The sequence below is a fragment of the Phaeobacter sp. SYSU ZJ3003 genome (genome assembly GCF_041300735.1).
GTDB classification, from domain to species: domain Bacteria; phylum Pseudomonadota; class Alphaproteobacteria; order Rhodobacterales; family Rhodobacteraceae; genus Phycobacter; species Phycobacter gallaeciensis_A.
The window spans coordinates 21,867-48,013 of sequence record NZ_PXNU01000027.1; the positions used below are offsets into that span (position 1 = coordinate 21,867).

Consider the following 26,147-nt stretch of genomic DNA (forward strand, 5'->3'; position numbering starts at 1 on the left):
AGGAGCCGACGCATGATCCGGCTTGAGAAACGGCCACAGCCGTCGCGCGCCTGGTCGATGGCCACGCCGCTGGTGGCGGTGCTCGCAACGATGATCGCGGGCGGGCTGTTGTTCGCAATCCTGGGCAAGGACCCGGTCGAGGCGATCCGCACCATCTTCTGGGAACCGCTGTTTGGCGAGTTTGCCTTCTACTACCGCCCGCAGTTGCTGATTAAAGGCGCGCCGCTGGTCTTGATCGCCATCGGGCTGTCCTTGGGCTTTCGCGCCGGGATCTGGAACATCGGCGCCGAAGGGCAGTACATCATGGGCGCGCTGTTCGGCGCCGGGATGGGGCTGGCCTTTTACCCACTCGAGGCCTGGTACATCTTCCCGCTTATGGTCCTCGCAGGGGCCTTTGGCGGCTGGATCTGGGCGATGATTCCGGCCTTTCTGAAGGTTCGCTTCGGCACCAATGAAATCCTTGTCTCCCTGATGCTGGTCTATGTGGCCGAGCAGTTCCTTGCCTCCATGTCGCTGGGATTGCTCAAGAACCCCGAAGGCTTTGGCTTTCCGGGCAGCCGCAACCTGCAGCAATACGAAAGCGCCCATAACGCCGATCTGATCGCCGGAACCGGTATGCACTGGGGCGTTGTGGCAGCATTGATCGCGGTGATCTTTGCCTATGTGCTGCTGAACCGGCACATGCTGGGCTATCAGATCCGCCTGACCGGCGAAGCCCCGCGCGCCGCGCGTTTTGCCGGCGTGAACCCGGCGCGGCTGGTGCTGTTCTGCCTTGGCACCTCCGGCATGCTGGCCGGCCTTGCGGGCCTGTTCGAGGTCTCCGGCCCGTCGGGTCAGGTTTCGATCGATTTCAACGTAGGCTATGGCTTCACCGCAATTATCGTGGCCTTTCTTGGTCGCCTGCATCCCGTCGGGATCCTGCTGGCAGGAGGGCTGATGGCGCTGACGTATATTGGCGGCGATATCGCGCAATCGAACATGGGCCTGCCCTCGGCAGCGATCCAGGTCTTCCAGGGGATGCTACTCTTCTTCCTCTTGGCCTTTGACCTGCTCACCAATTTCCGTATCGCAATCGGCAAGCCGGAGGTGGCGTAAGATGGATCTATCCGCAATCAACCCGGTCCTGCTGATCGCCTCCCTCATGGTGGCGGCTACGCCGCTGCTGCTGGCCGCCGTGGGCGAACTGGTGGTGGAAAAGGCAGGCGTTCTGAACCTTGGCGTCGAAGGCATGATGATCACCGGCGCCATCGCCGGCTTTGCCACCGCCGTCGAAAGCGGCTCACCGCTCTTCGGCTTTGTCATCGCCGCAGTGGCGGGGGCGACGCTGTCCACCCTCTTCGCCATCCTCACCCAGTTTGCCAAGGCCAACCAGGTCGCATCGGGCCTGTCACTCACGCTCTTCGGGCTCGGAATCTCGGCGCTGATGGGACAAAGCTATGTCGGCATCAAACCGCCGCAGATGCAGGACATCCACATCCCGGTGCTGAGCGATCTTCCCGTTGTCGGCCCGATCCTGTTTGGCCATGACATCATCCTCTATTTCGGCATTGTCCTGACAGCGGTGGTCTGGGTGGTACTGAAATACACCCGTGTGGGTCTGATCCTGCGCGCGGTCGGGGAAAACCACGATGCGGCCCATGCGCTTGGCTACAAGGTGCTGCGCATCCGGGTGCTGGCGATCCTGTTCGGCGGCGCCTGCGCAGGCATGGGCGGTGCCTATATCAGCCTGATCCGGGTCCCCCAGTGGACCGAAGGCATGACCGCCGGCATCGGCTGGATCGCCCTTGCGCTGGTGGTCTTTGCCAGCTGGAAACCCTGGCGGGTGCTGCTGGGCGCCTATCTTTTCGGCGGTGTTACCGTGGTGCAGCTTAATCTTCAGGCAGCAGGCGTTGCCATCCCGGTCGAGTATCTGGCAATGTCGCCCTATCTGATCACCATTGTGGTGCTTGTCATTCTATCCGCGGATAAGAGCAGCGCACCCGCTGCCCTTGGCCGCAATTTCCATGCCTCCCGTTAGGATCTGACGGCAGGCCAAACACCCTGCCCGGGCATCCGGGCATATTATAAACAACACGGGGGATCCCTTTGATGAAACTGACGACACTTCTGACCAGCGCCGCCATGGCGCTTGGCCTTGCGACCGGCGCGATGGCCGAAGACAAGACCAAGGTAGGCTTTGTCTATGTCGGTCCCGTCGGTGACGGTGGCTGGACCTATGAGCACAATCAGGGCCGTCTGGCCGTGGAAGAAGAATTCGGCGACAAGGTCGAAACCGTCTACGTTGAAAACGTCGCCGAAGGCCCCGACGCCGAGCGCGTGATCACCCAGATGGCGCTGCAGGGCGCCGACCTGATCTTCACCACCTCCTTTGGCTACATGGATCCGACCATCAACGTCGCCAAGAAGTTCCCGAACGTGAAGTTCGAGCACGCCACCGGCTATAAGCGCGCCGACAACGTCTCGACCTATTCTGCACGCTTCTATGAAGGCCGCGCCGTTCAGGGCACCATCGCGGGCAACATGACCGAGAGCAACATCGTCGGCTACATCGGCTCCTACCCGATCCCCGAAGTGATCCGCGGCATCAACTCTGCCTATATCCACGCCAAGAAAGTGAACCCCGACGTCACCTTCAAGATCGTCTGGGCCTTCACCTGGTTCGACCCGGCCAAAGAAGCCGACGCCGCTAAGGTTCTGATCGAACAGGGCGCCGACGTGATCCTGCAGCACACCGACTCCACCGCACCGCAGGCCGCCGCACAGGCCGCAGGCAACGTGATCACCTTTGGTCAGGCGTCCGACATGGCCGAGTATGCGCCGAAACCGCGCGTCTCCTCGATCATCGACAACTGGGCGCCCTATTACATCGCCCGTACCAAGGCCGTGATGGACGGCACCTGGACCTCGGTTGACACCTGGGACGGCATCGGCCCGGGCATGGTCGGCATCGGTGAAATCTCCGACGCGGTTCCCGCCGACGTGAAAGAAGCCGCGCTGGCGCTGAAAGCCTCCATCGCGGACGGTTCCTACCACCCGTTCACCGGCCCGCTGAACAAGCAGGACGGTTCGGCATGGCTGGCAGAGGGTGAAACCGCCGATGACGGCACCCTGGCCGGCATGAACTTCTTTGTGGAAGGCATCGAAGGCGATATCCCGCAGTAAGCGGCTTGCCCAGACGAGTTACGGAAAGGCCCGCCAGATTGGCGGGCCTTTTCTTTTGGTGGCTGCAGTTCTCCTCTGCACAGCCACTCCGCAAATCTTGGGCGACCCCAACTTCTGCAGCAAAGCAACCTTTTGCAGACCACGACCAACTCTCCTAATATACTCATCGCACCAGCATCGGCGGGCGCTAGACCGGGAGGCCTAGAAAAGGATGGAGTTTTTCGATTACGGCTATCTCTTGGCGGGCGACTGGCTCCCCTACTCCATCGCCCTTACCGTGGTCGCTTGCGCAGCGTCTATTCTCACGATCCGGCGTCTGCCGAACCAGCCATGGCGCGCATTTTTCCTGTCCTGCCTGATCGCCTTTTGCGTGGCGTTCCTGCTCTCCGGAACCAGGTTCGGTTTTTCGGGCGGCGCCGAGGCGCTGTTCTGGAACGTACTGGGCGCGGGTCTGCTTGCTCAGATCTGGCTTCCGGTCTGTGCGGTCACTCACATTATCGCACGACGGGATCGGATCAGACGCCGATAAGCTGGCGCATAGACAGCGCAGCCTCGACAGTAATCACCGGGGGGCTTAGCGCTTCTGCGAGAACACCCGATAGGCCAACAGCACGCGCGACGCAGCCGTCACGAAGCACAAGGCGCCGAACACCCAGGCCATCAGGGCAAAGGCCCCCGGAAACAGGCACAGCGCCACGAAGAACCCGATTGTCTCCGCCCCTTCCAGCAGCCCCCCGGTAAAGTAGAGCGTTTTGACGCCGCGCGCGGTGCTGGACATCTGGTGCCGCTCGGCCAGGACGGAATAACCAAGGAAGCTGGCACCGTTCACGTAGAAAGACATGAGCAGAAAGGCACCTGCCGCGCCATTGGCCCCAGGGTTCGCCAGCACGAATGCCAAGGGCACCGCGCCATAGAACAGGAAATCGCAGGTGATATCGAGATAACCGCCAAACCCCGTCGGCGCGCTGGCCCGCGCCACCGCCCCATCCAGCCCATCGGCAAGGCGTGACAGCAACAACGGCAGCAGCGCCCAGCCAAACATCCCGAGAGCAATCAGCGCAGCAGACAGAAGCCCCAGCGCCAGCCCTAATAGCGTCACCTGATTGGCACTGATCCCCCAGCGCGCAATGACCCTGCCCTGCGCGTTCAACGCAGGGTCGATCAACGGGCGGATACGGGCATCAAACATGGCTCTGTTGTGCCCTGCAAACGCTGCGCGCTCCAGTCACAATTGCGCGCGGCGGCGTTTTTGGCAGAAGCCTGTTGTTGCGTCATCTTCGCTCTTTTCCCTGTTCCCGCGACGTGGCAGGTTGCCGCCATGACACGCATCCTGACCACCCCCGACCACGCCCCCGTCAGCCGCTTTGCCTTTGGCACCATGCAGTTCGGAGGCCGCGCCGACGCAACGCAATCGGCCGAAATGTATCACGCCTGCCGCGCAGCCGGGATCACCCATTTCGACACCGCCTGGGTCTATAACGAGGGCGAAAGCGAGAAGATCCTCGGCCGCCTGATCAAGGGGGAGCGCGACAAGCTGCTGATCGCCACCAAGGTGGGCTATACCGGCGGCGCAGGGGTAGCCAACATGCGGGCGCAGTTCGACACCTGCCGGGCGCGGTTGGATCTGGATATGGTGGATGTCCTTTACCTGCACCGGTTCGATCCCGAAACCGACCTCAACGAAACGCTGGAATGTTTTGCATCCCTGAAACAACAGGGGCTGATCCGCTATGTGGGCCTGTCGAATTTCGCCGCCTGGCAGGTGGTCAAGGCGCAGATGATCGGCGCCAAATACGATCTGTCGATTGATATTCTGCAGCCGATGTATTCGCTGGTGAAACGCCAGGCCGAGGTCGAGATCCTGCCCATGTGCGCCGATCAGGACATCGCCATCGCGCCCTACTCTCCGCTGGGCGGCGGGCTGCTGACCGGCAAATACGCCGCGGGCAGTGGCGAAGGGCGCCTGCAGGAAGATCCCCGCTACAACAGCCGCTATGGGCAGGACTGGATGCATCGCGCCGCTGCCGATCTTGCCGCGCTTGCGCAGGAGCTTGGCACCGATCCGGCGACCCTTGCCGTGGCCTGGGTGGCGGCCCATTCCAGCTGCCCGATGCCGATCATCTCGGGACGCACCGCAGAACAGCTTGCGCCGTCGCTTGCGGCGTTGGATTTCGATATGAGTGCCGATCTTTATGCGCGGATTTCAGCGCTCAGCCCGCGCCCGGCGCCGGCGACAGACCGGCTGGAAGAACAGGACGAAGGTATTTCGGCATGAGTGATTTTATCGTCATTGGCGGCGGCATCGCAGGGATCAGCGCCGCAGCGCGGCTGTCGGATCTGGGCAGCGTCACGGTACTGGAGGCGGAAGAGGCGCTTGGCTATCACGCCTCGGGGCGCTCGGCCGCCATGTTCGAGGAAAGCTATGGCAACCCAGCCGTTGTCGCGCTCAACAAGGCCAGCGCCGACTACCATTACAATGCCAATGGCGGTTACCTGACACCGCGCGGTTTCATGCTGGTGGCAGGCCCCGGCGAAGAAGGCGGTTTTGCAGCAGATGTCGCAGAACTGGATCTGCACAAGATCCATATCGACGATGCCTATGCCCGGGTGCCGATCCTGAATCCGGCCTCCGTCACCATGGCCGCCCTACACGAGGACGCGCAGGATCTGGATACCGACCGGATGATCCAGGATTTTGCCCGCGTGGTGCGCGGTGCAGGCGGACAGGTGATCACACGGGCCGAGGTCACCGCGATCCAGCATAGCGGATCGGGCTGGCAGGTGACGGCAGGCGGTCAGACCTACGAGGGCAAGCAGCTGGTCAATGCCGCAGGGGCCTGGGCGGACCGTGTCGCCGCCCTTGCCGGTGTTGCGCCCATCGGGATCACTCCCAAGCGCCGCTCCATGGCGCGACTGCCCGCACCGGGCGGCCACGATGTCACAAAGTGGCCGATGATGATGGGTGTCGGGGAGTGTTGGTACGCCAAACCCGATGCAGGCAAGCTGCTGGTCTCCCCTGCGGATGCCGACCCGGTTGAGCCGCACGATGCCTTTGCCGACGATATGGTGCTGGCCGAAGGGCTGGCGCGTTATGAGGAAAAGGTAACCGAACCCGTCACACGGGTCGAAAGCAACTGGGCCGGTCTGCGCAGTTTCGTGAGCGATGGCGCGCTGGTGCTGGGCGCAGACCCTGACCGCCCCGATTTCATCTGGTGCGCGGCGCAGGGCGGCTATGGCTTTCAGACCGCACCAGCCGCCTCGCGCCTGCTGCGCGACCTGATCGGCGGCAAGACGCCGGAACTGGACCGCGATATCGTTGCCTCCCTGTCACCGGAAAGGCTGCGCTGATGCCCGTTCGCTCTGTTCCCGGCACCGCCTCTGTCGCCGCTGCGCAGGATGGCAAGCTCTTCGCCCCTTCCGCTGAGCGCAATATCGATCCCCTGTGCGATCTCTTGGCCGACATCGCCCCTGAAACCGGCAGCGCGCTGGAGATCGCCAGCGGCACCGGTCAACATGTGGTGGCCTATGCCCGGCGCCTGCCAGGGTTGATCTGGCAACCGACCGAGGTGGACGCAGCCCGGCGCGCCAGCATCGATGCCTATGTCGCAGAGGCGGGCCTTGATAACCTGCGCCCCGCCGCAGAACTGGATGCGACGGCGCCGGGCTGGGCCGCAACGGTCGGGCCAGTCGATTTCATCATCCTGTCGAATCTTCTGCACCTTATCACCGAGGAAGACGCCAAGACCCTGATCCGCGAAGCCGCACGCGCGCTGGCCCCGGCCGGAAGGATCGCGATCTATGGCCCCTTCATGCGCGCTGGTGAGCTTACAAGCGAAGGCGATCAGAGGTTCCACGCCTCTCTGACGGACCATGATCCGCTCATCGGCTACAAGGACGATTTCGACACCATCGACTGGCTGCAGGAGGCGGGCCTTGATCTGGCCGAGGTGATCGAAATGCCAGCAAACAATCTGGCCCTGGTGGCGCAAAAACCGGATTTCTGACCCAGATCAAAGCCGCAGTACTGCAGCCACCCTACTCCTTCAGGAAAATGAATATGATGAAGGACAGATCATGGGCTGGCACGAAAAACTGGACGGAACCCGCAACGGGCTGCGCAATCTGAACCGGGCGATCCCCGAGACCGCGCAGGCCTTTGGCGCCCTTGGCAAGGCGGTGAAGCAGGGTGGCACGCTGGAGTTCAAGCAGAAGGAATTCGTGGCGCTTGGCATCGCGGTCGCCCTGCGGTGTGAGGACTGTATCGGGCTGCACGTGGAAACCCTGATCAAGGCTGGCGCCACCCGCGAAGAAGTGGCCGACGTACTGGCGATGTCGATCCAGATGGGCGGCGGACCCGCGATGATGTACGCGGCCAAGGCGATGACCTGCTTTGACGAGCTAACCGCCGCCTGAGGCGTGGATCACTACACACAGAATGGCCTGTTCCATTCGAAAAACAGCGGCTAGGCTTCCGGAAAAGATCAACCGGGAGCCTGCCATGAAAGATCAACGTCACACCCCCACCTGGACCAGCTTTGAAGAGGCTGGGAAGGCAGACTGGGATGCGGTCATGGAGTATGAGGAGGCCTATAACGCCGCCCTGCCCGACCGTATTCTGGACGCGATCCGCTCGCTTGACGAGGACTGGACGCCCTACCCGGTGAACCGCTTCCAGCATTGTCTTCAGGCCGCCACCCGCGCCCATGCCGATGGCGCTGATGACGAAATCGTCGTTGCGGCGCTGGTGCATGATGTGGGCGATATCCTGTCGCCCTATAACCACGGCGAACTGGCCGCCGCGATGATGAAACCCTATGTCAGCGAACGCACCTGGTGGATCCTGAAACACCACTGCGTCTTTCAGGGGTATTACTACAATCACCACCTTGGCGGCGACCGCCACGCACGCGACAAATACCGCGACAGCCCCTATTGGGAAGACTGCCGCAAATTCTGTCACGACTATGATCAATGCGCCTTTGACCCGGATTACCCGACGAAACCGCTGGAATTCTTCGAACCGATCCTGCGCCGGGTGCTCGCGCGCGGCGAAGGCCACATGGAGCTGAACGAGACCAGCGACAGCTGATCCGGCTCAGCCGCCCATGATCCACAGGATGCCGCTCCAGATGATCGGCAGCAGCAGCGCGGTTGCGAGCGCGTTGAGCCCCATGGCAAGGCCGGAAAAGGCGCCTGCGGTTTCGTTCACCTGCAACGCCCGAGCGGTACCGATCCCGTGGCTGGCGGTGCCAATCGCCAGCCCCCGCGCGCGCCAGTCGACCACGCCGGTCACGTCCAGAACCTTCGGCCCCAGCATGGCGCCAAGGATGCCGGTCACGATCACCAGAACCGCGGTCAGCGACGGCAGGCCGCCCAGTTTCTCGGCAATGCCCATTGCCACGGGCGCCGTCACCGATTTCGGCGCCACCGATGCAAGAACCGCCTCGGAACTGCCTGCAAGCCAGGCCACCGCCAAGGCGGACAGGATGGCGGTCAGCGATCCGGCGACAAGGCTCACCACGATAGCCAGAGCCGAACGGCGCACCCGGTACCATTGCCGATAGAGCGGCACCGCAAGGGCTACCGTGGCAGGCCCCAGCAGGAAGTGCACGAACTGGGCGCCCTCGAAATAACTGCCATAATCCGTCCCGGTCAGCATCAGCACAGCCACAACGATCAGCACCGCCCCCAGCACCGGGTTCAGCAATGGGTTCCTGCCGGTTTTCTCAAACAGGAAACTGGCCAGCTGAAAGGCAACCAGCGTCAGGGTGAGATGAAACAGCGGCGATGCGCTGAGATAGACCCAGGTGTCCTGCAGGTTATCCATCGGCGGACCCCGCCCCCAGCCACTGCATCAAAAGCCCAGTCACCGCGATGGTCGCCAAAGTCGAGACCACCAGCGCCAGCCCCAGCGGCAACAGCGCCTGTCCCAGCAGCTGGAAATGCAGGATCACCCCGGTCCCGGCCGGCACGAACAGCAGCGACATCGAACGCAACAGGCCGTTTGCCGTCTGATCCAGCTGCGCGGGCACCCGGCCCAGCAGCATCAGAATGATGAACAGAAACACCATGCCCAGCACCGGCCCCGGTATGGGCAGCGCCAAGGCCCCGGTGATGAACTCCCCAGCCAGCTGACACACCAGTATAAGCGTAAGGAAACCCAGCATCTTATCCCTCCTGCACCTGATGAGGTGACTGTGGCATCCCTCTGGCATCCAAACAAGCGGTGTGCCCTCTCATCGGGTCGGACAAAGCAGCAGGCCTACGGGGAATAGGAAATCCGGTAGACGGCACCGGCAAAATCATCCGACACCAGAATGGAGCCATCCGGGTGCTGGATAACATCCACCGGGCGACCATCATATTCACCGTCTTGGTTCAGCCAGCCTTCGGCAAAGGGTTCGATGGCCGCGTTCCCCTGCGCGTCGATGAAGGTCACCATCACCCGTGCGCCGACCCGCTCGGAGCGGTTCCAGGACCCATGTTGGGCCGAAAAGATCGCGTTGCGGTATTTTTCGGGGAACATGTCCCCGGTGTAGAAACTCATACCCAGATCAGCCGCATGGGCGATGGTTTCGACTGCAGGCATGACAACCTCGACCGGAACCTCCTGCCCCGCATACTCGCGCGTTCGGGTTGATCCGCCACCGTACCAGGGAAAGCCGAAATGCTGACCCTTCTCGGTCTGGCGGTTAATTTCGCCGGGTGGAATGTCGTCGCCCATGCCGTCGACCTGATTGTCGGTCCACCACAGCTCTCCGGTTTCCGGGTGAAAGTCATGCCCTACGGAATTGCGCGCGCCATAGGTAAAGACTTCGCGCCCACTGCCATCACGGTTCATGCGGATGATCCCGCCAATCCCCGTCTCATTGTAAAGCGCCAGCTTTTCCGGCGGCGCCACGTTGTAGGGCTGACCCAGCGAGATATACAGCTTGTTGTCCGGCCCCAGTTTGATGACCCGCGCCGTGTGATAAGAGCTTTCCTCGGCCACGGGAATCAGGCTGCCCTGCGGCACGATTGGCACCGCGACCATGTCAGCGTTCTGGTCGAAGGCCTCGGCGCCCGCAATGCGCAAAACCCGGTTGCGTTCGGCGATGAACAGATCACCGTCCAGAGAAACCTCCACGCCATTAGGGATATCAAGGCTCAGGGAGGGCGCAAAATTCTTAACCTCGTCAACAATGCCGTCGCGGTCACGGTCCAGAACCGCCCAGACCTTGTCCCGCCGTGTGCCGACAAACAGAACTGTGCCCCCGGGGGTAAGCGCCATGTGGCGGGCACCGGGAACCATCGCATAGAGTTCGATCCTGAACCCCGTCGGCAAACGGATACCCTCCAGCACGCGCCGCAACGCATCGGCAGATGCCGTGTCTTGATCGACGTAGGTGTGTTCGGCGGATCCGGTTATCCTGATCGCGCCCGGTTCTCCGGGAGCGGACTGCGCCGAAGCAGACGCAGCAAGCATCAGGCACAAAGCTGCGCTGCTAAAGACCTGCTTCATCCTCTTCTCCCTGAAATCGCACATTCGATCACCAGCCCGCAGACGCCACAGCCATGCACGGGGCCTCGCAAAGGGTAGTCGGAAAAAGAAGCAGGACAACCGGCAGCAAAGCGCGACCGGTCCGTCATTCCAACAAAAAAGCCCCGGCACGGTGGCCGGGGCTTTGCTGTTTTATCCGTTCACACGGATCTTTTCGTTCTTAGGATCATAGGGGCTGTCGCAGGTGACAACCGCATCCCACAGTTGGTCCAGCATCTTGACCTTCAGCTTGGTGCCTTCCACCGCGAACTCGGGCTTCACATAGCCCATGCCAATGCTCTTCTCGAAGGCCACCGAATAGCCGCCGGTGGTCAGACGTCCGACGCGGGTGCCATCCTCGGCATAGAGCGCCTCGCGGCCCCAGGGATCGGTGTCGGACGGACCGTCGATCAGAATGGTGCAGCATTTGGAGCGGATGCCCTTGGCGACCATTTCGTCCTTGCCGTAGAAGTCCTTCTCCAGATCGACAAAGCGCGGCAGGTCTGCCTCAAGCGGGGTCGCGTCGCGGCCCAGCTCGTGCCCAAAGGCGCGGTAGCTCTTCTCCTGACGCAGCCAGTTCTGCGCGCGGGCGCCGACCAGCTTCATACCGTGCTTCTCGCCTGCCTTCTCCAAGAGGTCGAACAGGTAGTTCTGCATCTCGATCGGGTGGTGCAGCTCCCAGCCCAGCTCGCCCGTATAAGCCACGCGGATCGCGTTCACCGGGCACATGCCCAACTCTATCTGCTTGGCCGACAGCCAGGGGAAGCGCTTGTTGCTGAGCGCGGTCTCCGGATCAGCGTCCTTGATCACCTCTTTCAGCACATCGCGGGACTTCGGCCCGGCGATGGCGAAGACGCCCCACTGAGTGGTCACGTCCTGGATCTCGATATAGCCGAACTCCTCCATCTTGTCCTCGGCCGCTTTGCGCAGGTAATCCGCGTCATATTCGGTCCAGGCGCCAGCAGAGACGAGGTAATAGTTGTTCTCGCCGTTGCGCACGATGGTGTATTCGGTGCGGGTGGTCCCGGCCGAGGTCAGCGCATAGGTCAGGTTGATCCGGCCCACCTTGGGCAGCTTGTTGCAGGTGAACCAGTCGAGGAACTGGGTGGCACCGGGGCCCTTGACCACGTGTTTGGTGAAAGCGGTCGCGTCGATCAGGCCAACGCCTTCGCGGATCGCCTTGGCCTCTTCGACCGCGTATTGCCACCAGCCACCACGGCGGAACGAACGTGCATCGTGATCAAAGTTCTCCGGCGCGTCCAGCGGGCCGAAATAGTTCGGGCGTTCCCAGCCGTTGACCCAGCCGAATTGCGCACCGCGGGCCGCCTGGCGGTCATAGGCCGGCGAAGTCCGCAGGGGGCGGCAGGCCGGGCGCTCTTCGTCCGGGTGGTGCAGGATGTAGACGTGCTCGTAGGCTTCCTCGTTCTTGCGCGCGGCGAACTCGGTCGTCATCCAGTTGGAGGAGTACCGCTTGGGGTCGAGCGACGCCATGTCGATCTCGGCCTCGCCATCGACCATCATCTGCGCCAGGTAATAGCCGGTGCCGCCCGCAGCAGTGATGCCGAAGGAGAAGCCTTCGGCCAGCCACATGTTGCGCAGACCGGGCGCCGGACCGACCAGCGGGTTGCCGTCGGGCGTATAGCAGATCGGGCCGTTGAAATCGTCCTTGAGGCCGCTTTCGGCGCAGGAGGGCACGCGCTCTGCCATCGCCATGTATTGATCGGCGATCCGGTCCAGATCCAACGGGAACAGATCAGCGCGGAAGCTATCCGGCACGCCATGCTCGAACCGCGCGGGCGCGCCATGTTCATAGATGCCGAGGATCCAGCCGCCACGCTCTTCACGCGCGTAGGATTCATTGTCGGCATCACGCACGACGGGGTGCTCCGGGTTGCCCGCTTCACGCCATTTGACCAGCTCGGGGTCCTTGTCCATGACGATGAAGGTGTGCTCGACCGGGATCGCGGGCATCTTGATGCCCAGCATCTTGGCGGTGCGCTGCGCGTGGTTGCCGGAGGCGGTCACCACGTGCTCGGCGGTGATCACCACCTGCTCGTCGCTCTCGACGAGGTTGCCGCCCTTTTCGACCATCTTGGTGCAGGTGACTTCCCAGTGGGTGCCATTCCAGTGGAAGGCATCGGCCTGCAGTTTGCGCACGATCTCGACACCGCGCTGCCGGGCGCCCTTGGCCATCGCCTGGGTCACATCGGCAGGGTTAATGTAACCGTCCTCAGTGTGGTAGATCGCGCCCTTCAGGTCGCCGGTCTCGATCAGCGGCCAGCGTTTCTTGATCTGCTCCGGGGTCAGCCATTCGTAATCGACGTCGCAGGTCTCGGCGGTCGAGGCATAGAGCATGTATTCATCCATACGCTCCTGCGTCTGCGCCATACGCAGGTTGCCCACCACAGCAAACCCGGCGTTGAGCCCGGTTTCTTCTTCCAGCGTCTTGTAAAAATCGACCGAGTACTTGTGGATGTGGGTGGTCGCATAGGACATGTTGAACAGCGGCAACAGGCCGGCCGCGTGCCAGGTAGAGCCCGAGGTCAGCTCGTCCCGTTCGATCAGCATCACATCGTCCCAGCCCGCCTTGGCCAGATGATAGGCGATCGAGGTCCCGACGGCGCCACCGCCGACAACCAGTGCTTTGACTTGGGTTTTCATATTCCGCTTCTCCGGAAGAAATGACTAGGGTTTGGCAATGGTATGCCGGAATTCCGGAAATCACCGCGAAATCCATCCGACGCAAAAGTCGACAAAACCGACCTTTCGCGCCCTGCCGTGCGGAATCTTCGCTACGCGACAGAATCCCTGCCCCGCGCCGAACACAAAAGGGCGGCGCAGGTTCACGCCCGCACCGCCCTTCAAGGGTCGTGATTTTAATCCCTTTGATCAATCGGAAATGATCTTGCCCGGGTTCAGGATATTGTCCGGATCCAGTGCTGCCTTGACCGCCGCCATATAGCGGGTCGCGGCGCCAAGTTCCTTGGTCAGATAGGGGCGTTTACCCTGCCCGATGCCATGTTCACCTGTGCAGGTGCCATCCATGGAAATCGCCAGATCGTTGAGCCAGCCGACGTATTCATCCGCCTTGGCCCGTTCCTCAGCGCTGTCCATGTCGATCAGCAGCAGCGCGTGAAAGTTGCCGTCGCCTACATGGCCGACCATGGGCGCCATCAGTCCCATTTCCTCTGCCTTTTCGCGGGCGGTAGAGACGCATTCGGCCAGCCGCGAGATCGGCACGCAGACATCGGTTGAAATCCCCTTGGCACCGGGGCGCAGGCCGAGGCAGGCCCAGTACATATCGTGGCGCGCCTGCCAGAGCTTGTTGCGCTCTTCCGCGGTGGAGGTCGCCTCGAAATCGAAACCACCGAACTCTTCGGCGATGGAACTGAACATCTCGGCCTGCTCCACTACGCCCGCTTCGGAGCCGTGGAATTCCAGCAGCAGCAGCGGCACTTCGGGCAGGTCCAGCTTGGAATAGGTATTTGCGGCCTTGACGCTCATCGCGTCCAGCATTTCGATCCGGGCGACGGGAATGCCGTATTGGATGGTCATCATCACCGCGCGACAGGCATCATCCACCGAGCGGAAGGCGCAGCGGGCAGAGCGGATCGCCTCTGGGATGCCCTGCAGGCGCAGGGTGATTTCGGTGATCAGGCCAAGGGTGCCTTCGGAGCCAACCATCAGCCGGGTCATATCGTATCCGGCAGAGGATTTCTTGGCCCGCTGGGCGGTACGGATCACCTCGCCGTCAGCCATGACGACCTCAAGCGCGAGCACGTTGTCTTTCATCGTGCCATAGCGCACCGCGTTGGTTCCCGAGGCCCGCGTCGCAGCCATCCCGCCAAGCGAGGCATTGGCGCCGGGGTCGATGGGAAAGAACAGACCCTGATCGCGCAGAAAGGTGTTGAGCTGCTCGCGCGTCACCCCCGGCTGCACCACCACATCCAGATCCTCGGCATGCACGGCCAAAATCTTGTCCATACGCGCCATATCCACGGAAATGCCACCTGCAGGAGCGTTCACATGGCCCTCCAGCGAGGTGCCGGTGCCAAAGGGAATGACCGGCACGCCATATTCGGCGCAGGTCTTTACGATGGCGGCGACCTCTTCGGTCGAGGTGGGAAAGACAACCGCATCCGGCGCCTGGGTTTCGATCCAGGTGGTGGTGTGGCCATGCTGTTCACGGATGGCCTGCCCGGTCTGAAGCCGGTCACCGAATGTCTGTTTCAGAACGCCTATGGCGGCTTTGATCCCCGGCTCGTTCCGCGGCAGTGAAGTGGCTTGCACCATGGGTCGTCCTTTCTCCTCCATGCTCGTGTTGTCACGTCAACACGAGCGGCAATATAGTCTCAACACCTGCAGACGCAAGTGGGGCTGAAGGGGCGCGGTGATGGACCAATCGCGCCCCGGTCCGCATTATTTACTCCCCCAGGGCAATGCCTTCGCGGCGGGGATCGGCAGCGCCTTTCAGGCGTTCACCGATCTCAATCGCGTGCAGGCCTGAATTCAGCCCCCGGATATTGACCTTATATCCCATGTCCGTGAGCGGTGCTTCCAATCCAACCGCTGCCGAGCCCTCTTCCAGATCATAGGTGCCGAACCGGTTCACGGCATGCGGCAGGGACACGGATTTTTGAACATCCATGCCCCAATCAGCCCAGGCAATGATCGAGGAAGCGACATAGCCAATGATCCGGCTGCCGCCCGGCGATCCGATGGCCAGCACCGGTGCGCCATCCTTGGTCACGATGGTCGGCGCCATTGAGGAGCGCGGCCGTTTGCCCGGCTCCAGCCGGTTGGCAATCGGCACACCATCCCGGTGGGTGCGGAAGGAAAAATCGGTCAGCTCATTGTTGAGCAGGAAGCCGTTGGTCATCAGCCGCGAGCCAAAGCCGTTTTCGATGGTGGTGGTCATCGACAGCACATTGCCATAGCCATCCACGATCGAGATATGCGAGGTCGAGGGAAACTCGATCGAGGCATCATCGGCCAACTGCGGCGGCAGGCCCGCGTGATCGAATGCGGGCGCGCCGGGCGCCACCTCGGGCAAGGCATCGTCTCCCGCCAGCAGTTTCGCCCGCTCTGCCAGATAATCGGCATCGACCAGACCTTTGGTGGGCATCGGCACGAAATCACTATCCGCCATGTAGCGTCCCCGGTCGGCAAAGGCGAGACGCGAGGCATCGCCGATCAACCGCCAGGCCTCGGGGCTTTCGGCACCCAGCGCCGCCAGATCGTATTGCCCCAGCATGCCAAGGATCTGCCCCACGGTCAGCGCCCCAGAAGACGGTGGCCCCATGCCGCAGACCTCAAACGCGCGGTATTCGGCGCAGACCGCCGGGCGTTCCTTGACCTGATAAAGCGCCAGATCGACAGCGGAGAGAACGCCGGGATTGCCAACGGCTCCGGTCACCGTGCGCACGATATCCGCTGCAACCGGCCCGGTGTAGAACCCATCCGCGCCATCTGTTGCGAGGGTCCGCAGCACCTCGGCATAGGCCGGGTTGACCAGCCTGTCTCCCGCCTTCAGCGGCATGCCCCGGGGCAGGAAATACTCGGCGGTTGCGGAAAACCGCGACAGGCGCTCGGCGTCCCGTTCGATCAGCCCCGCCAGACGCTGCGACACCGCGAACCCATCCTCGGCCAGCGAAATCCCCGCTTCGAAAAGCGACGGCCAGTTGGCCTTGCCCCAGCGGCGATGGGCTGCTTCCAGCAGCGCGGGCGTGCCGGGAGTGCCCACAGAGCGGCCGCCGACAACAGCGTCGAAGAATTTCAGCGGCGCGCCGCTGTCATCCTGAAACAGCCGCGGCGTGGCTGCCAGCGGCGCGGTCTCACGCCCATCCAGCGTCGTGATCTCACCGGTTTCCGCATCGTACCAGACCAGAAAGGCACCACCGCCCAGCCCTGAGGATTGCGGTTCGACAAGCCCCAGAACCACCTGTACCGCAACCATGGCATCCGCCGCAGTGCCCCCGGCGCGCAGCACGGCCGCCCCGGCCTCCACCGCGTGAGGATTGGCTGCGGCCACCATCCAGTTGTCCGCCTCGACCGGCAGACCGGCGTCTTTGAACTTGAGCGCAGAAGCCACCTGGGGCGACAGCGCCTCGGCCCCGCCTTTTGCAGCCGGTTCCGGCGCCACCGCATCTGCAGCCTGCTGCGCGCTCACCGTGCCTGCGGACATGCACAGGCACATCAAAAAGATCTTCTTCATAATCGCCTCCTCCAAAACAATGCCTTGCCTCAAAATGCAAACGCGGGCCAATAGCCCGCGTCGCAAAGATCAATCCTGTGTTACAGCATCGCCGGAACCACCTGATCCGGCGGGCGATGGCCATCCTCGAATGTCTTGATATTCAAGAGCACCTTCTCGCCCATCTCGATCCGCCCTTCGATGGTGGCCGACCCCATATGCGGCAGCAACACCACATTGGGCAGCTCGCGCAGGCGCGGGTTTATGTCGGTGCCATGTTCATAGACATCCAGCCCCGCCCCGGCGATTTCCCCGGCGCGCAGCATCCGGGTCAGCGCGTGTTCGTCGATCACCTCGCCGCGCGATGTATTGACGATCACCGCATCCGGCTTCATCAGCTTCAGCCGCCGCGCGTTCATCAGGTGAAAGGTCGAGGGCGTGGACGGGCAATTGACCGAGATCACATCCATGCGCGCGACCATCTGATCGAGGCTCTCCCAGTAGGTGGCTTCCAGCTCTTCCTCGATCTCGGGGCGCAGGCGGCGGCGGTTGTGATAATGGATCTGCATGCCGAATGCCTTGGCCCGGCGGGCAACGGCCTGACCGATCCGGCCCATGCCCAGAATCCCCAGGCGACGGCCCGCCAGCCGCCCACCCAGCATCGCGGTCGGCGCCCAGCCGTCCCATTCGCCCTTTTGCATCAGGGCGAGACCTTCGGGAATCCGGCGTACCACCGCCATGATCAGCGCCATGGTCATATCCGCCGTATCATCGGTCAGCACGCCCGGCGTATTGGAGACTAGAATCCCGCGCTGCCGCGCCGTGGCCACGTCAATGTGATCGACACCGGCGCCATAATTCGCAATCAGTTTCAGCCGCGGCCCGGCCTGCGCCAGAAGCGCCGCGTCGATGGTGTCGGTCACCGTCGGAACCAGCACATCGGCCTCTTGCATCGCCTCGGCCATTTCGCTGCGCGTCATCGGTGTGTCATCGCTGCGCAGCCGCACGTTGAACAGCTCGCTCAGCCGTGTTTCGACCGGTTCCGGCAACCGTCGCGTAACGACAACAGTCAGACGTTCTCTTACCACTTGCGCTCTCCCATGGCTTTTCAGTTCCTGCACCTCCATGGCATCGTGGCGCAGGATGCAGGCAGGCACAAGAACCCTTCCGCCTCCTCGGTCCAAGTGACGCGACATTCGGGTCTTTCCCTCCAGATCATCTGATCCTATGACCTATGGACACGCGGACGCGACCGGACAAGAAACCGGGCTGACACGGCAGGCCAGCCCCCGGACCGGCGCCGGAACCGGCACAGAACGAGCAGGCGGTGAATATGACGGCTTTGAAATTGCGCCTTCTTGCGGTGGCCATTTGCGCGACTGTGGCAGCTGCGCATGGGGGAATGGCCAAGGACGCGCGTGGCCCGGTCACGAATCTACCCCTGCCCCGCTTCGTTTCGATGAAAGCCTCCGAGGCCAACATCCGGCGCGGCCCCTCGCTGACCCACCGGATCGACTGGGTGTTCAAACGGCGCGGCATGCCCCTGGAGGTGACCGCCGAATATGGCCACTGGCGCCGCGTGCGGGACCATGACAACGCCGGCGGCTGGGTGCACTACACACTGATTTCAGGTGTACGCATGGCGCTGGTGCAGCAAGATCTGCTGACCGTGCATTCCAGACCGGACAAGGCAGCGCCTGTGACCGCCGCCTTTGAACTGGGCGTGGTTGCGCGCCTGGGAGAATGCACCATCGACTGGTGCGAAATCTCAGCTGGCGGCTACAGCGGCTGGACGCCAAAGACCACGATCTGGGGCGTTTACCCCGAGGAAATTCGCGAATAACCCCAGCGAACCTTGGGCGGGTCCTGGTTGCTATTGGCTGCCCGGTTCCACGGGCCGGATCGTCAGTTGCGCCCCCCCGAGCCCGCGAAAGGCTTTCTGACGGCAGGAAAACACCAGGATCTGCAGTTCATCCGCCTGCAAGGTCAGCGCATCAAAGATCTTCTCGATCCGCGCATCATCGGTATAGACGATCGCATCGTCCAGAATGACCGGCGCAGGATGGCCTGAACGGGCCAGCAACCGGGCAAAAGCCAGGCGCACCAGCAGCGCGATCTGCTCCTGCGTGCCGCCGGACAGGCTGTCAAAGGCAGCCGTCTCACCGCCGCGCTGCAATTCTTCGGGCAGCACCTTGCCCGCATCAACAGACAGCTCCGCCTCAGGCCAGAGCATCCGCAACAGGGGGCGCAATTCCGCCATCACCGGCCCGACATAGTGCTCCTGCGCCTCGGATCTTGCACGTTCCAGTGCCACATCAAGACGGCGCAGCACCGCAACTTCGAATTCAACCGCCGCAAGACGCTTCTGTGCCCGATCCAATTGCCCCTCGGTGTCAGCCAGTTCTTCTTCGACTGCAGCGCTGGCATGGGTGGCGATCCGAGTTTCCAGCACCGCCAGATCCCGCGCCACCTCCTGCGCCCGCTGGCGTGCGGCCTCCTGCGCCGATTGTGCCCGCTGCAGAATGGCACGGGTCTGCGCCGGGTCCGGTGCGGCCTGGCGCAGGGCGGTTTCGGTGGCCTTGGCCTGTGACAGGTTCTGCCGCAGGGCGGGCAGGTCTTCCGACAGGCGCTGCAGCGCCTCTGCCGCCTGTTCCTGCCCCTCGATGACAGCAAGAGCGCGGTCCAGCCGCTGCACCGCTGCATCTGCGCGTGCCGAGGCGTTCTCCATCGCCAGACGGGAGTCTGCCGCCGCGCTGCGAATAGCCTCCAGCGCGTTTTCCGCCGCCTCGGCCTCCTGCTCGGCGGCGCGGAAGGCAGCTTCGGCCTCTGCCCGGTCCGGCAAGGGAGTCGTGCTTTCGTCCTGCGCGCCTGCCTCCGGTGCCTGTGGCAGCGCCTCCAACTGGCTGATCAGTACCTTGATTCCATCCGGGGCGAGTACCTTCAACAGGGTCTGCGCCTCCTGCCGCTGCTGTTGCGCCTCCTGCCGTGCCTTGTGCCGCGTGCGGGCCTCCTCGACGCTGGTGCAACCGGCCTGTTCCAAGAGCTGCGTCAGCGCGGCCTGTGCCTGCTCCAGCGCCGCGGCACCACCAGCCTGACCGGGGTGAATGTCAATCTCTGCTACCCCCGGCACAACCAGCCGCCCGCCGCCCGGAAGCGGCAACCGCTTCCCGTCCGGAACTCCGGCGCCTTCCAAGTGGATGCCGCCCTCCTGACCCGCCTGGTAGTGCACGGTCACCGCAGTCGCGGTTGCCTCCTGCGCCCGCCGGGCCAGATTATACGCCTCGCGCGCAGCCTCGATCCGGCGCAACACCGCTTCATCAGGTCCGCATGCGGCAGCCTTGGCCAGCCTGTCGATCTGTTCTGCCTGCGCCCGCGCCTGTTTCAGGCGGTCGCTCAGATCGCGACGCAGCCCCTCTGCCTGCGCCACTGAAATCGCCAGCTGCACCGCGTCCAGAGCGGCCCGCGCCTTTTTCGCGCCCGCGCGGGCCTGTGTGGCCGCCTCGGTCAGATGCCGCTTTTTCTCTTCTTGCGCATCGAACGTGACGTGCGCCCGCGCTGCGGCCTCTGATGTCTCGGCCACGGCTGCCTTCGCCGCGCTCGCCTCCTCCAGCCGCGCGGTCAGCTCCGCGATCTTGCGCTGATGGTTTTCCAGCACGGTTTCCGCCAGCTGCACCGCGTGGGAGGCCTGCGCCAGTTGCTCCTGATGCCGGTTGGCGGCCTCCATCGCAGCCTCTGCCGCCTCAAGCCGCGCCTGTAGTTCTGCGCGTTCCTCCGGGTCATTCAGCGCCGCCTGCTCGACCTGAAGAGCCCGCCGCTGATCCAGGAGCTGTCGCAGCTCCTGCACCTGCGCGCTCAGCTGATCCCGGCGCTGCACCAGATCGGCAACGGCGCGTTCGGCCAGATCCAACGCACCGCCTTTGCGGGCGCCGCGCGTGGTCATCAGTTGATCCAGCGCCTCGCGCACCTGCCGCCGGATCGCATCCATGCGCTGGCCGCCGGTCACCATCTCCACTTCACCCGCGACCGAGGACAAAAGATCCCGCCGCGCAGACAACGTTTCCTTGGCATCCTCGAACGAGGTCAGCCCCTGCCGCACCCACAACAGTCCCGACGGGCCATCCTCCTTGGGCGGTTTGATCAGCGCCTTCAGCCAGGCCTCTGCCGCGTCGGCCTGATGTAGCAGCGTCCCTTCGCGCCAGATCCGCACCTCGCCTTTGCCGGAGGTCTTGAAGAACTGCTTGGCGATGCGATAGCGGGAGCCTTTATGGTCCACCTCAACCTCGACCCGGGGATCGCCGCCCGCGTGCGGCACCAGCGCGCGGATCTCCTTGTCCCGGGCCTTGGCGTCCTTGAAGAAGAGCGCGTGCAGCGCATCAAAGATAGTGGATTTGCCCTGTTCGTTAGGCGCTGCCAGGACGTTCAGCCCGGGCCCGATGCCGGTGATTTCCACCGGATCGGTGAAACGGCGCAGGTTCTCAAGCCGGATGGAGCAGAGTTTCATGCGCGCTCTCCCCCGTCGCCATCACCCTGCGTATATGCAAAAAGGCGGTTGAGGGCCGCACTGGCGACCCTGCGATCCTGCTCGGCAAGGGCCGGATCCTCGGCCGCCTGCATCAGTTCCTGGGCCGCAACCCGCAGGGCGCCGCCCCGGGCGATAAGATCCAGATCCCCGGCCTGATGTTCGGTGCCCACTGCGGACAGATCCAGCTCCAGATGGCAGAATTCCGGCGCATAGCGCGCCACCGCCTGTTCCAGCGCCAGCCGCTGCGGCGGCGTGACCCAGCCCGACGCGCGGATCAGCATGAGATGATACCGCCAATCCGCCCGCTCCGGCGGCAGCAAGCTCGTGACCGCCGCCTCGGGATCCGTTTCAGGCGTCAGGTCCAGCGCCACCTCCTGCCAATGGTACTGGCCGGTTTCAATGGGCTGCACCAGCGGCGCCTGCCCGGGACCTGCAAGCTCGACCAGCAGGCACTGGCCACGCCCGGCGTGTTTGAACCGGTCCGGTTCGGGGCTGCCGCTGTACTGCGTGCGCGGATTGACCTCGAACCGGCCATGCCAGTCGCCAAGCGCCAGATAATCCAGCCGCGCCGCCTGGGCCCGTTGCGGTGAGATCGTCTCGGCGCTGTCGCCGCCGCCCGCCGCACTGCTGCCAAATTCCAGCACACCACCATGGGCCAGTCCGATCCGCAGCGCGTTATCCCCGGTTTCGCATTCGTCCATCCAGGCGGTTAGGTCCTGCCCCGGAAACCGATGGCTACAGGGCGCGGGCAGCAACATGACCCCGGGCGCCATCTGCACCGGCTCAGCCGTCATCAGCAGATGTACATTTTCCGGCAAATGACTGCGCAGCGACGCCCATAGCGGTTCTGCCGCGCCGCTGTCGTGGTTGCCCGGGATGATCCACCATTGCAGCTCCGGCGCCGCGCCCATGGCCGCAAGGGCCTGCCGCTGCACCCGGTCCGATGGTGTTTCGGTGTCGAACATGTCTCCGGCAATCAGCACATGCGTGGCGTCATGTGCCTGCGCCAGCTTTGCCAGCCGGGACAGGATCTCCTGCCGCGCCTGCAGCAATGCCATCCGCGTTTCCTCTGCGAACCGCCCGAACCGTTTGCCTAAGTGCAAATCAGAGGTGTGCAGGAAACGAATGGACGGCATTGAGGTCTCCGGACCGGGGCAGTGTTCACTGTCATAGGTGGCAGAGCCGACCGACAGGGTCAACGCGGCTTTGCAGCTCTGCAGCCTGCGGGCCGGGTCCACGATTCTGAGGCAGGCCAACGACAACCTCCGCACTACGATTGGTGCAGGCCGGCGTCCGAAAACCGGAAAAATGCCTCGCATTCGGGCGTTTCAGCCCAATATCCGCGGGAATTCGCGACCCCGCGTCAAACTGCGCCCTTGAAAATCCAAGCAGGCAATTGCGCCCCGGCGCCGCGTGTTTTACACGGGGGGCGATATGTACGGCAACGCGCCCGGGACATCACCAAAACCCGGGAGGTGAAGCGCCGCCGCCCAAAGTCAACAAAGCTTCCGATATCGCTGAAAGGTTGTGGAATATGACAGAAAATTCAAACCCCGACATTTTGTATACCATCGTAGACGAAGCGCCCGAGCTGGCCTCGGCGTCCTTCCTGCCGATCATCCGCAAGTTCGCCTCGGCTGCCGGTGTCTCTGTCGGAACCAAGGATATCTCGCTGGCCGGCCGCATCATCGCGACCTTCCCCGAAGGTCTGAGCGAAGAGCAGCGCCAGAGCGACGATCTGGCGGCCCTCGGTGAGCTGGTCAAAACCCCCGACGCCAATGTCATCAAGCTGCCGAACATCTCTGCTTCGGTGCCGCAGCTGACCGCTGCCATCGCCGAACTGCAGGCGCAGGGCTATGACATCCCGAACTACCCCGAAGACCCGCAGAGTGACGCCGAAAAGGCGATCCGCGCGCGTTACGATACCCTCAAAGGCTCTGCCGTGAACCCGGTCCTGCGTGAAGGCAACTCGGACCGTCGTTCGGCCAAGGCGGTGAAGAACTACGCCCAGAACAACCCGCATTCGATGGGCACATGGTCGGCAGACAGCAAGACCAAAGTCTCCTCGATGCCGGGCAACGATTTCTACGCGAACGAAAAATCCGCGACCATCACCGCCGCACAGGCCGGTGACGCGAAAATCGAATTCGTCGCCAAGGACGGCTCTGTCACCGTGCTGAAAGACGGCTGGTCGCTGGGCGAAGGCACCGTGACCGACGCGACCTTCATGTCTGCCAAGGCACTGTCCTCCTTCCTGGCCGATGCCATTGAGGACACCAAGGCCGACGGCACCATGTTCTCGCTGCACATGAAGGCGACCATGATGAAGGTCTCGGACCCGATCATCTTTGGCCACGCTGTCAAAGCCTGGCTGGGTCCGGTCTGGGACAAGCACGGCGCGGCGATCGCTGCTGCCGGTGGTTCGCCGAACTCGGGTCTGGGCGCTGTTCTGGCCGCCATCGACACGCTGCCCAACGCGGCTGAGATCAAATCCGAGATCGCAGCGCTCGACCGTCCTTCCATGTACATGGTCGACAGCGACAAGGGCATCACCAACCTGCACGTGCCGTCGGATGTGATCATCGACGCCTCCATGCCCGCGGTCATCCGTGCTGGCGGCAAAGGCTGGGACGAAGCAGGCAACAAGGGCGACACCAACTGCGTGATCCCCGACAACTGCTATGCGACCGTCTATGATGAGACGATCAACTACTTCAAAGAAAACGGCGCGCTCGACGTGACCAAGGCGGGTTCTGTCGCCAACGTCGGCCTGATGGCGCAGAAAGCCGAAGAATACGGCAGCCACCCCACCACCTTTGAAGCCCCGGCAGACGGCACCATCCGCATCGTGCTGGCCAATGGCGAAACCCTGCACAGCCACGACGTGGAGGCCGGTGACATCTGGCGCGCATGCACCGTCAACAAGGCGCCGATCGAGAACTGGATCCAACTGGCGATGGACCGTCAGCGCCTGACCGGCTCCGAAGCGATCTTCTGGCTGGACGCAAACCGCGCCCATGACGCCGAGCTGATCAAATACGTCAAACCGGCGCTGGAGGCTGCTGGCGTGGCCGACAAGTTCATGATCATGGCGCCGCGCGAAGCGACCCGCCAGTCGCTGGACACCATCACTGCGGGCAAGGACAGCATCGCCATCACCGGCAACGTGCTGCGCGACTACCTGACCGACCTGTTTCCGATCCTGGAACTGGGCACCTCGGCCAAGATGCTGTCGATCGTGAAGTTGATGAACGGCGGCGGGTTGTTCGAAACCGGCGCCGGTGGTTCGGCTCCGAAACACGTGCAGCAGCTGGTCGAAGAAAGCCACCTGCGCTGGGATTCGATGGGTGAATTCTGCGCATTGGGCGAGTCGCTGAACTTCCTTGCCGATGCCAAAGGCAACGCCAAAGCCGGCGTCCTGGGCAGCGCAGCCGAAGTGGCGACCCAGGGCATTCTGGACAACAACAAGTCGCCTTCCCGCAAAGTGGGTGAACCGGACAACCGCGACAGCCACTACTGGTTCGCACGCTACTGGGCCGAAGCCCTGGCCGCGCAGACCGAGGATGCGGATCTGGCAGCCGAGTTCAAGCCGATCGCCGAAGCTCTGGCTTCCAAGGAAGAGCAGATCCTGGCTGAATTCGCTGCTGCCCAGGGCAACCCGGCGGACATCGGCGGCTACTACCACCCCGATGCGGCGAAAAAAGCAGCCGTGATGCGCCCCAGCGCAACGCTGAACGCGATCATCGGCTAAGGGCCGGGACAGCGGGGGCGTCCGTCCCCGCTCAAAGGCACAGCAATACAAGAACGCCCGGCAGATCCTGCCGGGCGTTTTCTTTAGTCATTGTTCTGAGCCTTGCGCGCCACGTGAGCGGGAAAACCAGTTTATAAAGGCCCGGATCTCCCGCTCAGTGACAGGGATCGCGATCCCTTAGAAGTCCTGCCACTTGTCGATGGCGGCGTTTCCATCAGTTGCGGCGACGGGGGTCGGAGTAATTTCGTCCAGATCCCAATCATCTTCGCCATGAGCCGTCGGTGCGATGGGCGCCGAAGGCTGCGGCATTGCGGTGATATTGCTGCCGCCCGTGATCTTGAAGTGTGCGACCAGTTCGGCCAGCTTGGTGGCGTCGCTGTTCAGCATATGGCCCGCAGCGGTGGCCTCTTCCACCATGGCGGCGTTTTGCTGGGTAACCTGATCCAGCTGCACCACGCCAGTGTTGATTTCACCCAGACCGGTCGATTGCTCGGCCGCGCCCTCGGCGATATCGGTCACCAGTTTCGAGATGTGGTTAACCCGTTGCACAATATTCTGCAGCGCCTCGCCGGCCTTGCCGACAAGATCCACGCCACGTTCCACCTGTTTCGAGCTGTCGCCGATCAGGGTCTTGATCTCCATCGCCGCATCCGAGGACCGCTGCGCCAGCGCGCGCACTTCGGAGGCAACCACGGCAAAACCACGGCCTGCTTCGCCTGCGCGGGCAGCTTCGACGCCGGCGTTCAGCGCGAGCAGGTTGGTCTGGAAGGCGATATCGTCGATGACACTGATGATCTGGGCGATATGAGTCGAGGACTGCTCGATCTCGGTCATCGCCGAGACCGCGCTCTGAACCACGACGCCGCTGTTCTCGGCTTCCTGCTTGGCCTCATCCATGATGTTTTCGACGCTACGTGCGCCTTCGGCAGCGGATTTGACGGATGCTGTCAGTTCATCCAGCGCAGCAGCGGTTTCTTCGAGCGTTGCGGCCTGGCTTTCG

Annotated in this window: 22 protein-coding genes; 11 read left to right on the plus strand and 11 right to left on the minus strand. The window is 63.1% G+C overall.

Annotation, left to right across the window (positions count from 1 at the left end):
• Positions 1-12: 12 nt before the first annotated feature.
• The 4 genes from C6W91_RS10785 to C6W91_RS10800 all read left to right on the plus strand — a co-directional run bounded on the left by C6W91_RS10785 (position 13) and on the right by C6W91_RS10800 (position 3,691).
• Entirely contained in the window at positions 13-1,095 is a 1,083-nt protein-coding gene (locus tag C6W91_RS10785; protein WP_274837480.1) for an ABC transporter permease, read from the plus strand.
• Between the two features lies 1 nt (position 1,096).
• Positions 1,097-2,017 carry an ABC transporter permease gene (locus C6W91_RS10790; protein ID WP_274832287.1) on the plus strand — a complete coding sequence of 307 codons (921 nt, stop codon included), beginning with the start codon at positions 1,097-1,099 and terminating at the stop codon, positions 2,015-2,017.
• A gap of 71 nt (positions 2,018-2,088) precedes the next feature.
• Complete coding sequence (locus C6W91_RS10795; protein WP_065271094.1) at positions 2,089-3,162, plus strand: BMP family ABC transporter substrate-binding protein; 1,074 nt, start codon at positions 2,089-2,091, stop codon at positions 3,160-3,162.
• A gap of 211 nt (positions 3,163-3,373) precedes the next feature.
• Entirely contained in the window at positions 3,374-3,691 is a 318-nt protein-coding gene (locus C6W91_RS10800) for a hypothetical protein (RefSeq protein WP_274837479.1), read from the plus strand.
• Between the two features lie 45 nt (positions 3,692-3,736).
• Here C6W91_RS10800 and C6W91_RS10805 read toward each other — a convergent pair whose 3' ends face one another.
• Entirely contained in the window at positions 3,737-4,351 is a 615-nt protein-coding gene (locus tag C6W91_RS10805) for a CDP-alcohol phosphatidyltransferase family protein (RefSeq protein WP_274837478.1), read from the minus strand.
• A 129-nt stretch (positions 4,352-4,480) separates the two neighbouring features.
• Here C6W91_RS10805 and C6W91_RS10810 point away from each other — a divergent pair, with 129 nt between their 5' ends.
• From C6W91_RS10810 to C6W91_RS10830, 5 genes are all read left to right on the plus strand, one after another.
• Complete coding sequence (locus C6W91_RS10810; protein WP_274837477.1) at positions 4,481-5,437, plus strand: aldo/keto reductase; 957 nt, start codon at positions 4,481-4,483, stop codon at positions 5,435-5,437.
• Positions 5,434-6,510, plus strand: a complete 1,077-nt coding sequence (locus C6W91_RS10815; RefSeq protein WP_274837476.1) for an FAD-binding oxidoreductase — start codon at positions 5,434-5,436, stop codon at positions 6,508-6,510. The genes C6W91_RS10810 and C6W91_RS10815 overlap by 4 nt, the downstream gene beginning before the upstream one ends.
• Entirely contained in the window at positions 6,510-7,166 is a 657-nt protein-coding gene (locus tag C6W91_RS10820) for a DUF938 domain-containing protein (RefSeq protein WP_274837475.1), read from the plus strand. Before C6W91_RS10815 ends, C6W91_RS10820 begins: the two co-directional genes overlap by 1 nt.
• A gap of 70 nt (positions 7,167-7,236) precedes the next feature.
• A complete protein-coding gene (locus C6W91_RS10825; protein ID WP_065271100.1) occupies positions 7,237-7,575 on the plus strand; it encodes a carboxymuconolactone decarboxylase family protein in 339 nt (112 codons plus the stop codon).
• Positions 7,576-7,660: 85 nt separating this feature from the next.
• Positions 7,661-8,251 (plus strand): HD domain-containing protein, encoded by a 591-nt coding sequence (locus C6W91_RS10830; RefSeq protein ID WP_065271101.1) that lies wholly within the window; start codon positions 7,661-7,663, stop codon positions 8,249-8,251.
• Positions 8,252-8,257: 6 nt separating this feature from the next.
• Here the strand turns inward: C6W91_RS10830 and C6W91_RS10835 are convergent, their stop codons facing one another.
• The 7 genes from C6W91_RS10835 to C6W91_RS10865 form a co-directional block, all read right to left on the minus strand.
• Positions 8,258-8,989, minus strand: a complete 732-nt coding sequence (locus tag C6W91_RS10835) for an LrgB family protein (protein WP_274832279.1) — start codon at positions 8,987-8,989, stop codon at positions 8,258-8,260.
• On the minus strand, positions 8,982-9,329 hold the full coding sequence (locus tag C6W91_RS10840; RefSeq protein ID WP_274830849.1) for a CidA/LrgA family protein: 348 nt from the start codon (positions 9,327-9,329) through the stop codon (positions 8,982-8,984). Before C6W91_RS10840 ends, C6W91_RS10835 begins: the two co-directional genes overlap by 8 nt.
• 95 nt (positions 9,330-9,424) lie before the next feature.
• Entirely contained in the window at positions 9,425-10,663 is a 1,239-nt protein-coding gene (locus tag C6W91_RS10845; protein WP_274866612.1) for a sorbosone dehydrogenase family protein, read from the minus strand.
• 171 nt (positions 10,664-10,834) lie between these two features.
• Positions 10,835-13,342, minus strand: coding sequence for an FAD-dependent oxidoreductase (locus C6W91_RS10850; RefSeq protein ID WP_274866613.1), 2,508 nt, complete (start codon positions 13,340-13,342; stop codon positions 10,835-10,837).
• A 228-nt stretch (positions 13,343-13,570) separates the two neighbouring features.
• Entirely contained in the window at positions 13,571-14,974 is a 1,404-nt protein-coding gene (locus C6W91_RS10855) for an FAD-binding oxidoreductase (RefSeq protein ID WP_065271106.1), read from the minus strand.
• Positions 14,975-15,104: 130 nt separating this feature from the next.
• On the minus strand, positions 15,105-16,895 hold the full coding sequence (gene ggt / locus C6W91_RS10860; protein WP_274866614.1) for a gamma-glutamyltransferase: 1,791 nt from the start codon (positions 16,893-16,895) through the stop codon (positions 15,105-15,107).
• 80 nt (positions 16,896-16,975) lie between these two features.
• The gene (locus C6W91_RS10865) at positions 16,976-17,962 is read right to left on the minus strand and encodes a D-glycerate dehydrogenase (RefSeq protein WP_065273552.1); all 987 of its coding nucleotides are present in this window, start codon (positions 17,960-17,962) and stop codon (positions 16,976-16,978) included.
• A gap of 239 nt (positions 17,963-18,201) precedes the next feature.
• On the opposite strand from C6W91_RS10865, the gene C6W91_RS10870 reads away from it, so the two are divergent.
• Positions 18,202-18,717, plus strand: coding sequence for an SH3 domain-containing protein (locus tag C6W91_RS10870; RefSeq protein ID WP_370570815.1), 516 nt, complete (start codon positions 18,202-18,204; stop codon positions 18,715-18,717).
• 30 nt (positions 18,718-18,747) lie between these two features.
• Here the strand turns inward: C6W91_RS10870 and C6W91_RS10875 are convergent, their stop codons facing one another.
• Both C6W91_RS10875 and C6W91_RS10880 read right to left on the minus strand, forming a co-directional pair.
• Complete coding sequence (locus C6W91_RS10875; protein ID WP_370570816.1) at positions 18,748-21,375, minus strand: AAA family ATPase; 2,628 nt, start codon at positions 21,373-21,375, stop codon at positions 18,748-18,750.
• Positions 21,372-22,532: an exonuclease SbcCD subunit D gene (locus C6W91_RS10880; protein WP_370570818.1), complete on the minus strand. Its 1,161-nt coding sequence runs from the start codon at positions 22,530-22,532 to the stop codon at positions 21,372-21,374. The genes C6W91_RS10875 and C6W91_RS10880 overlap by 4 nt, the downstream gene beginning before the upstream one ends.
• A 398-nt stretch (positions 22,533-22,930) precedes the next feature.
• On the opposite strand from C6W91_RS10880, the gene C6W91_RS10885 reads away from it, so the two are divergent.
• Entirely contained in the window at positions 22,931-25,147 is a 2,217-nt protein-coding gene (locus C6W91_RS10885; RefSeq protein ID WP_274836278.1) for an NADP-dependent isocitrate dehydrogenase, read from the plus strand.
• A 177-nt stretch (positions 25,148-25,324) separates the two neighbouring features.
• On the opposite strand, the gene C6W91_RS10890 is transcribed toward C6W91_RS10885, so the two are convergent.
• Positions 25,325-26,147, minus strand: an 823-nt coding sequence (locus C6W91_RS10890; RefSeq protein ID WP_370570817.1) for a methyl-accepting chemotaxis protein, incomplete at its 5' end; no start/stop codon positions are given.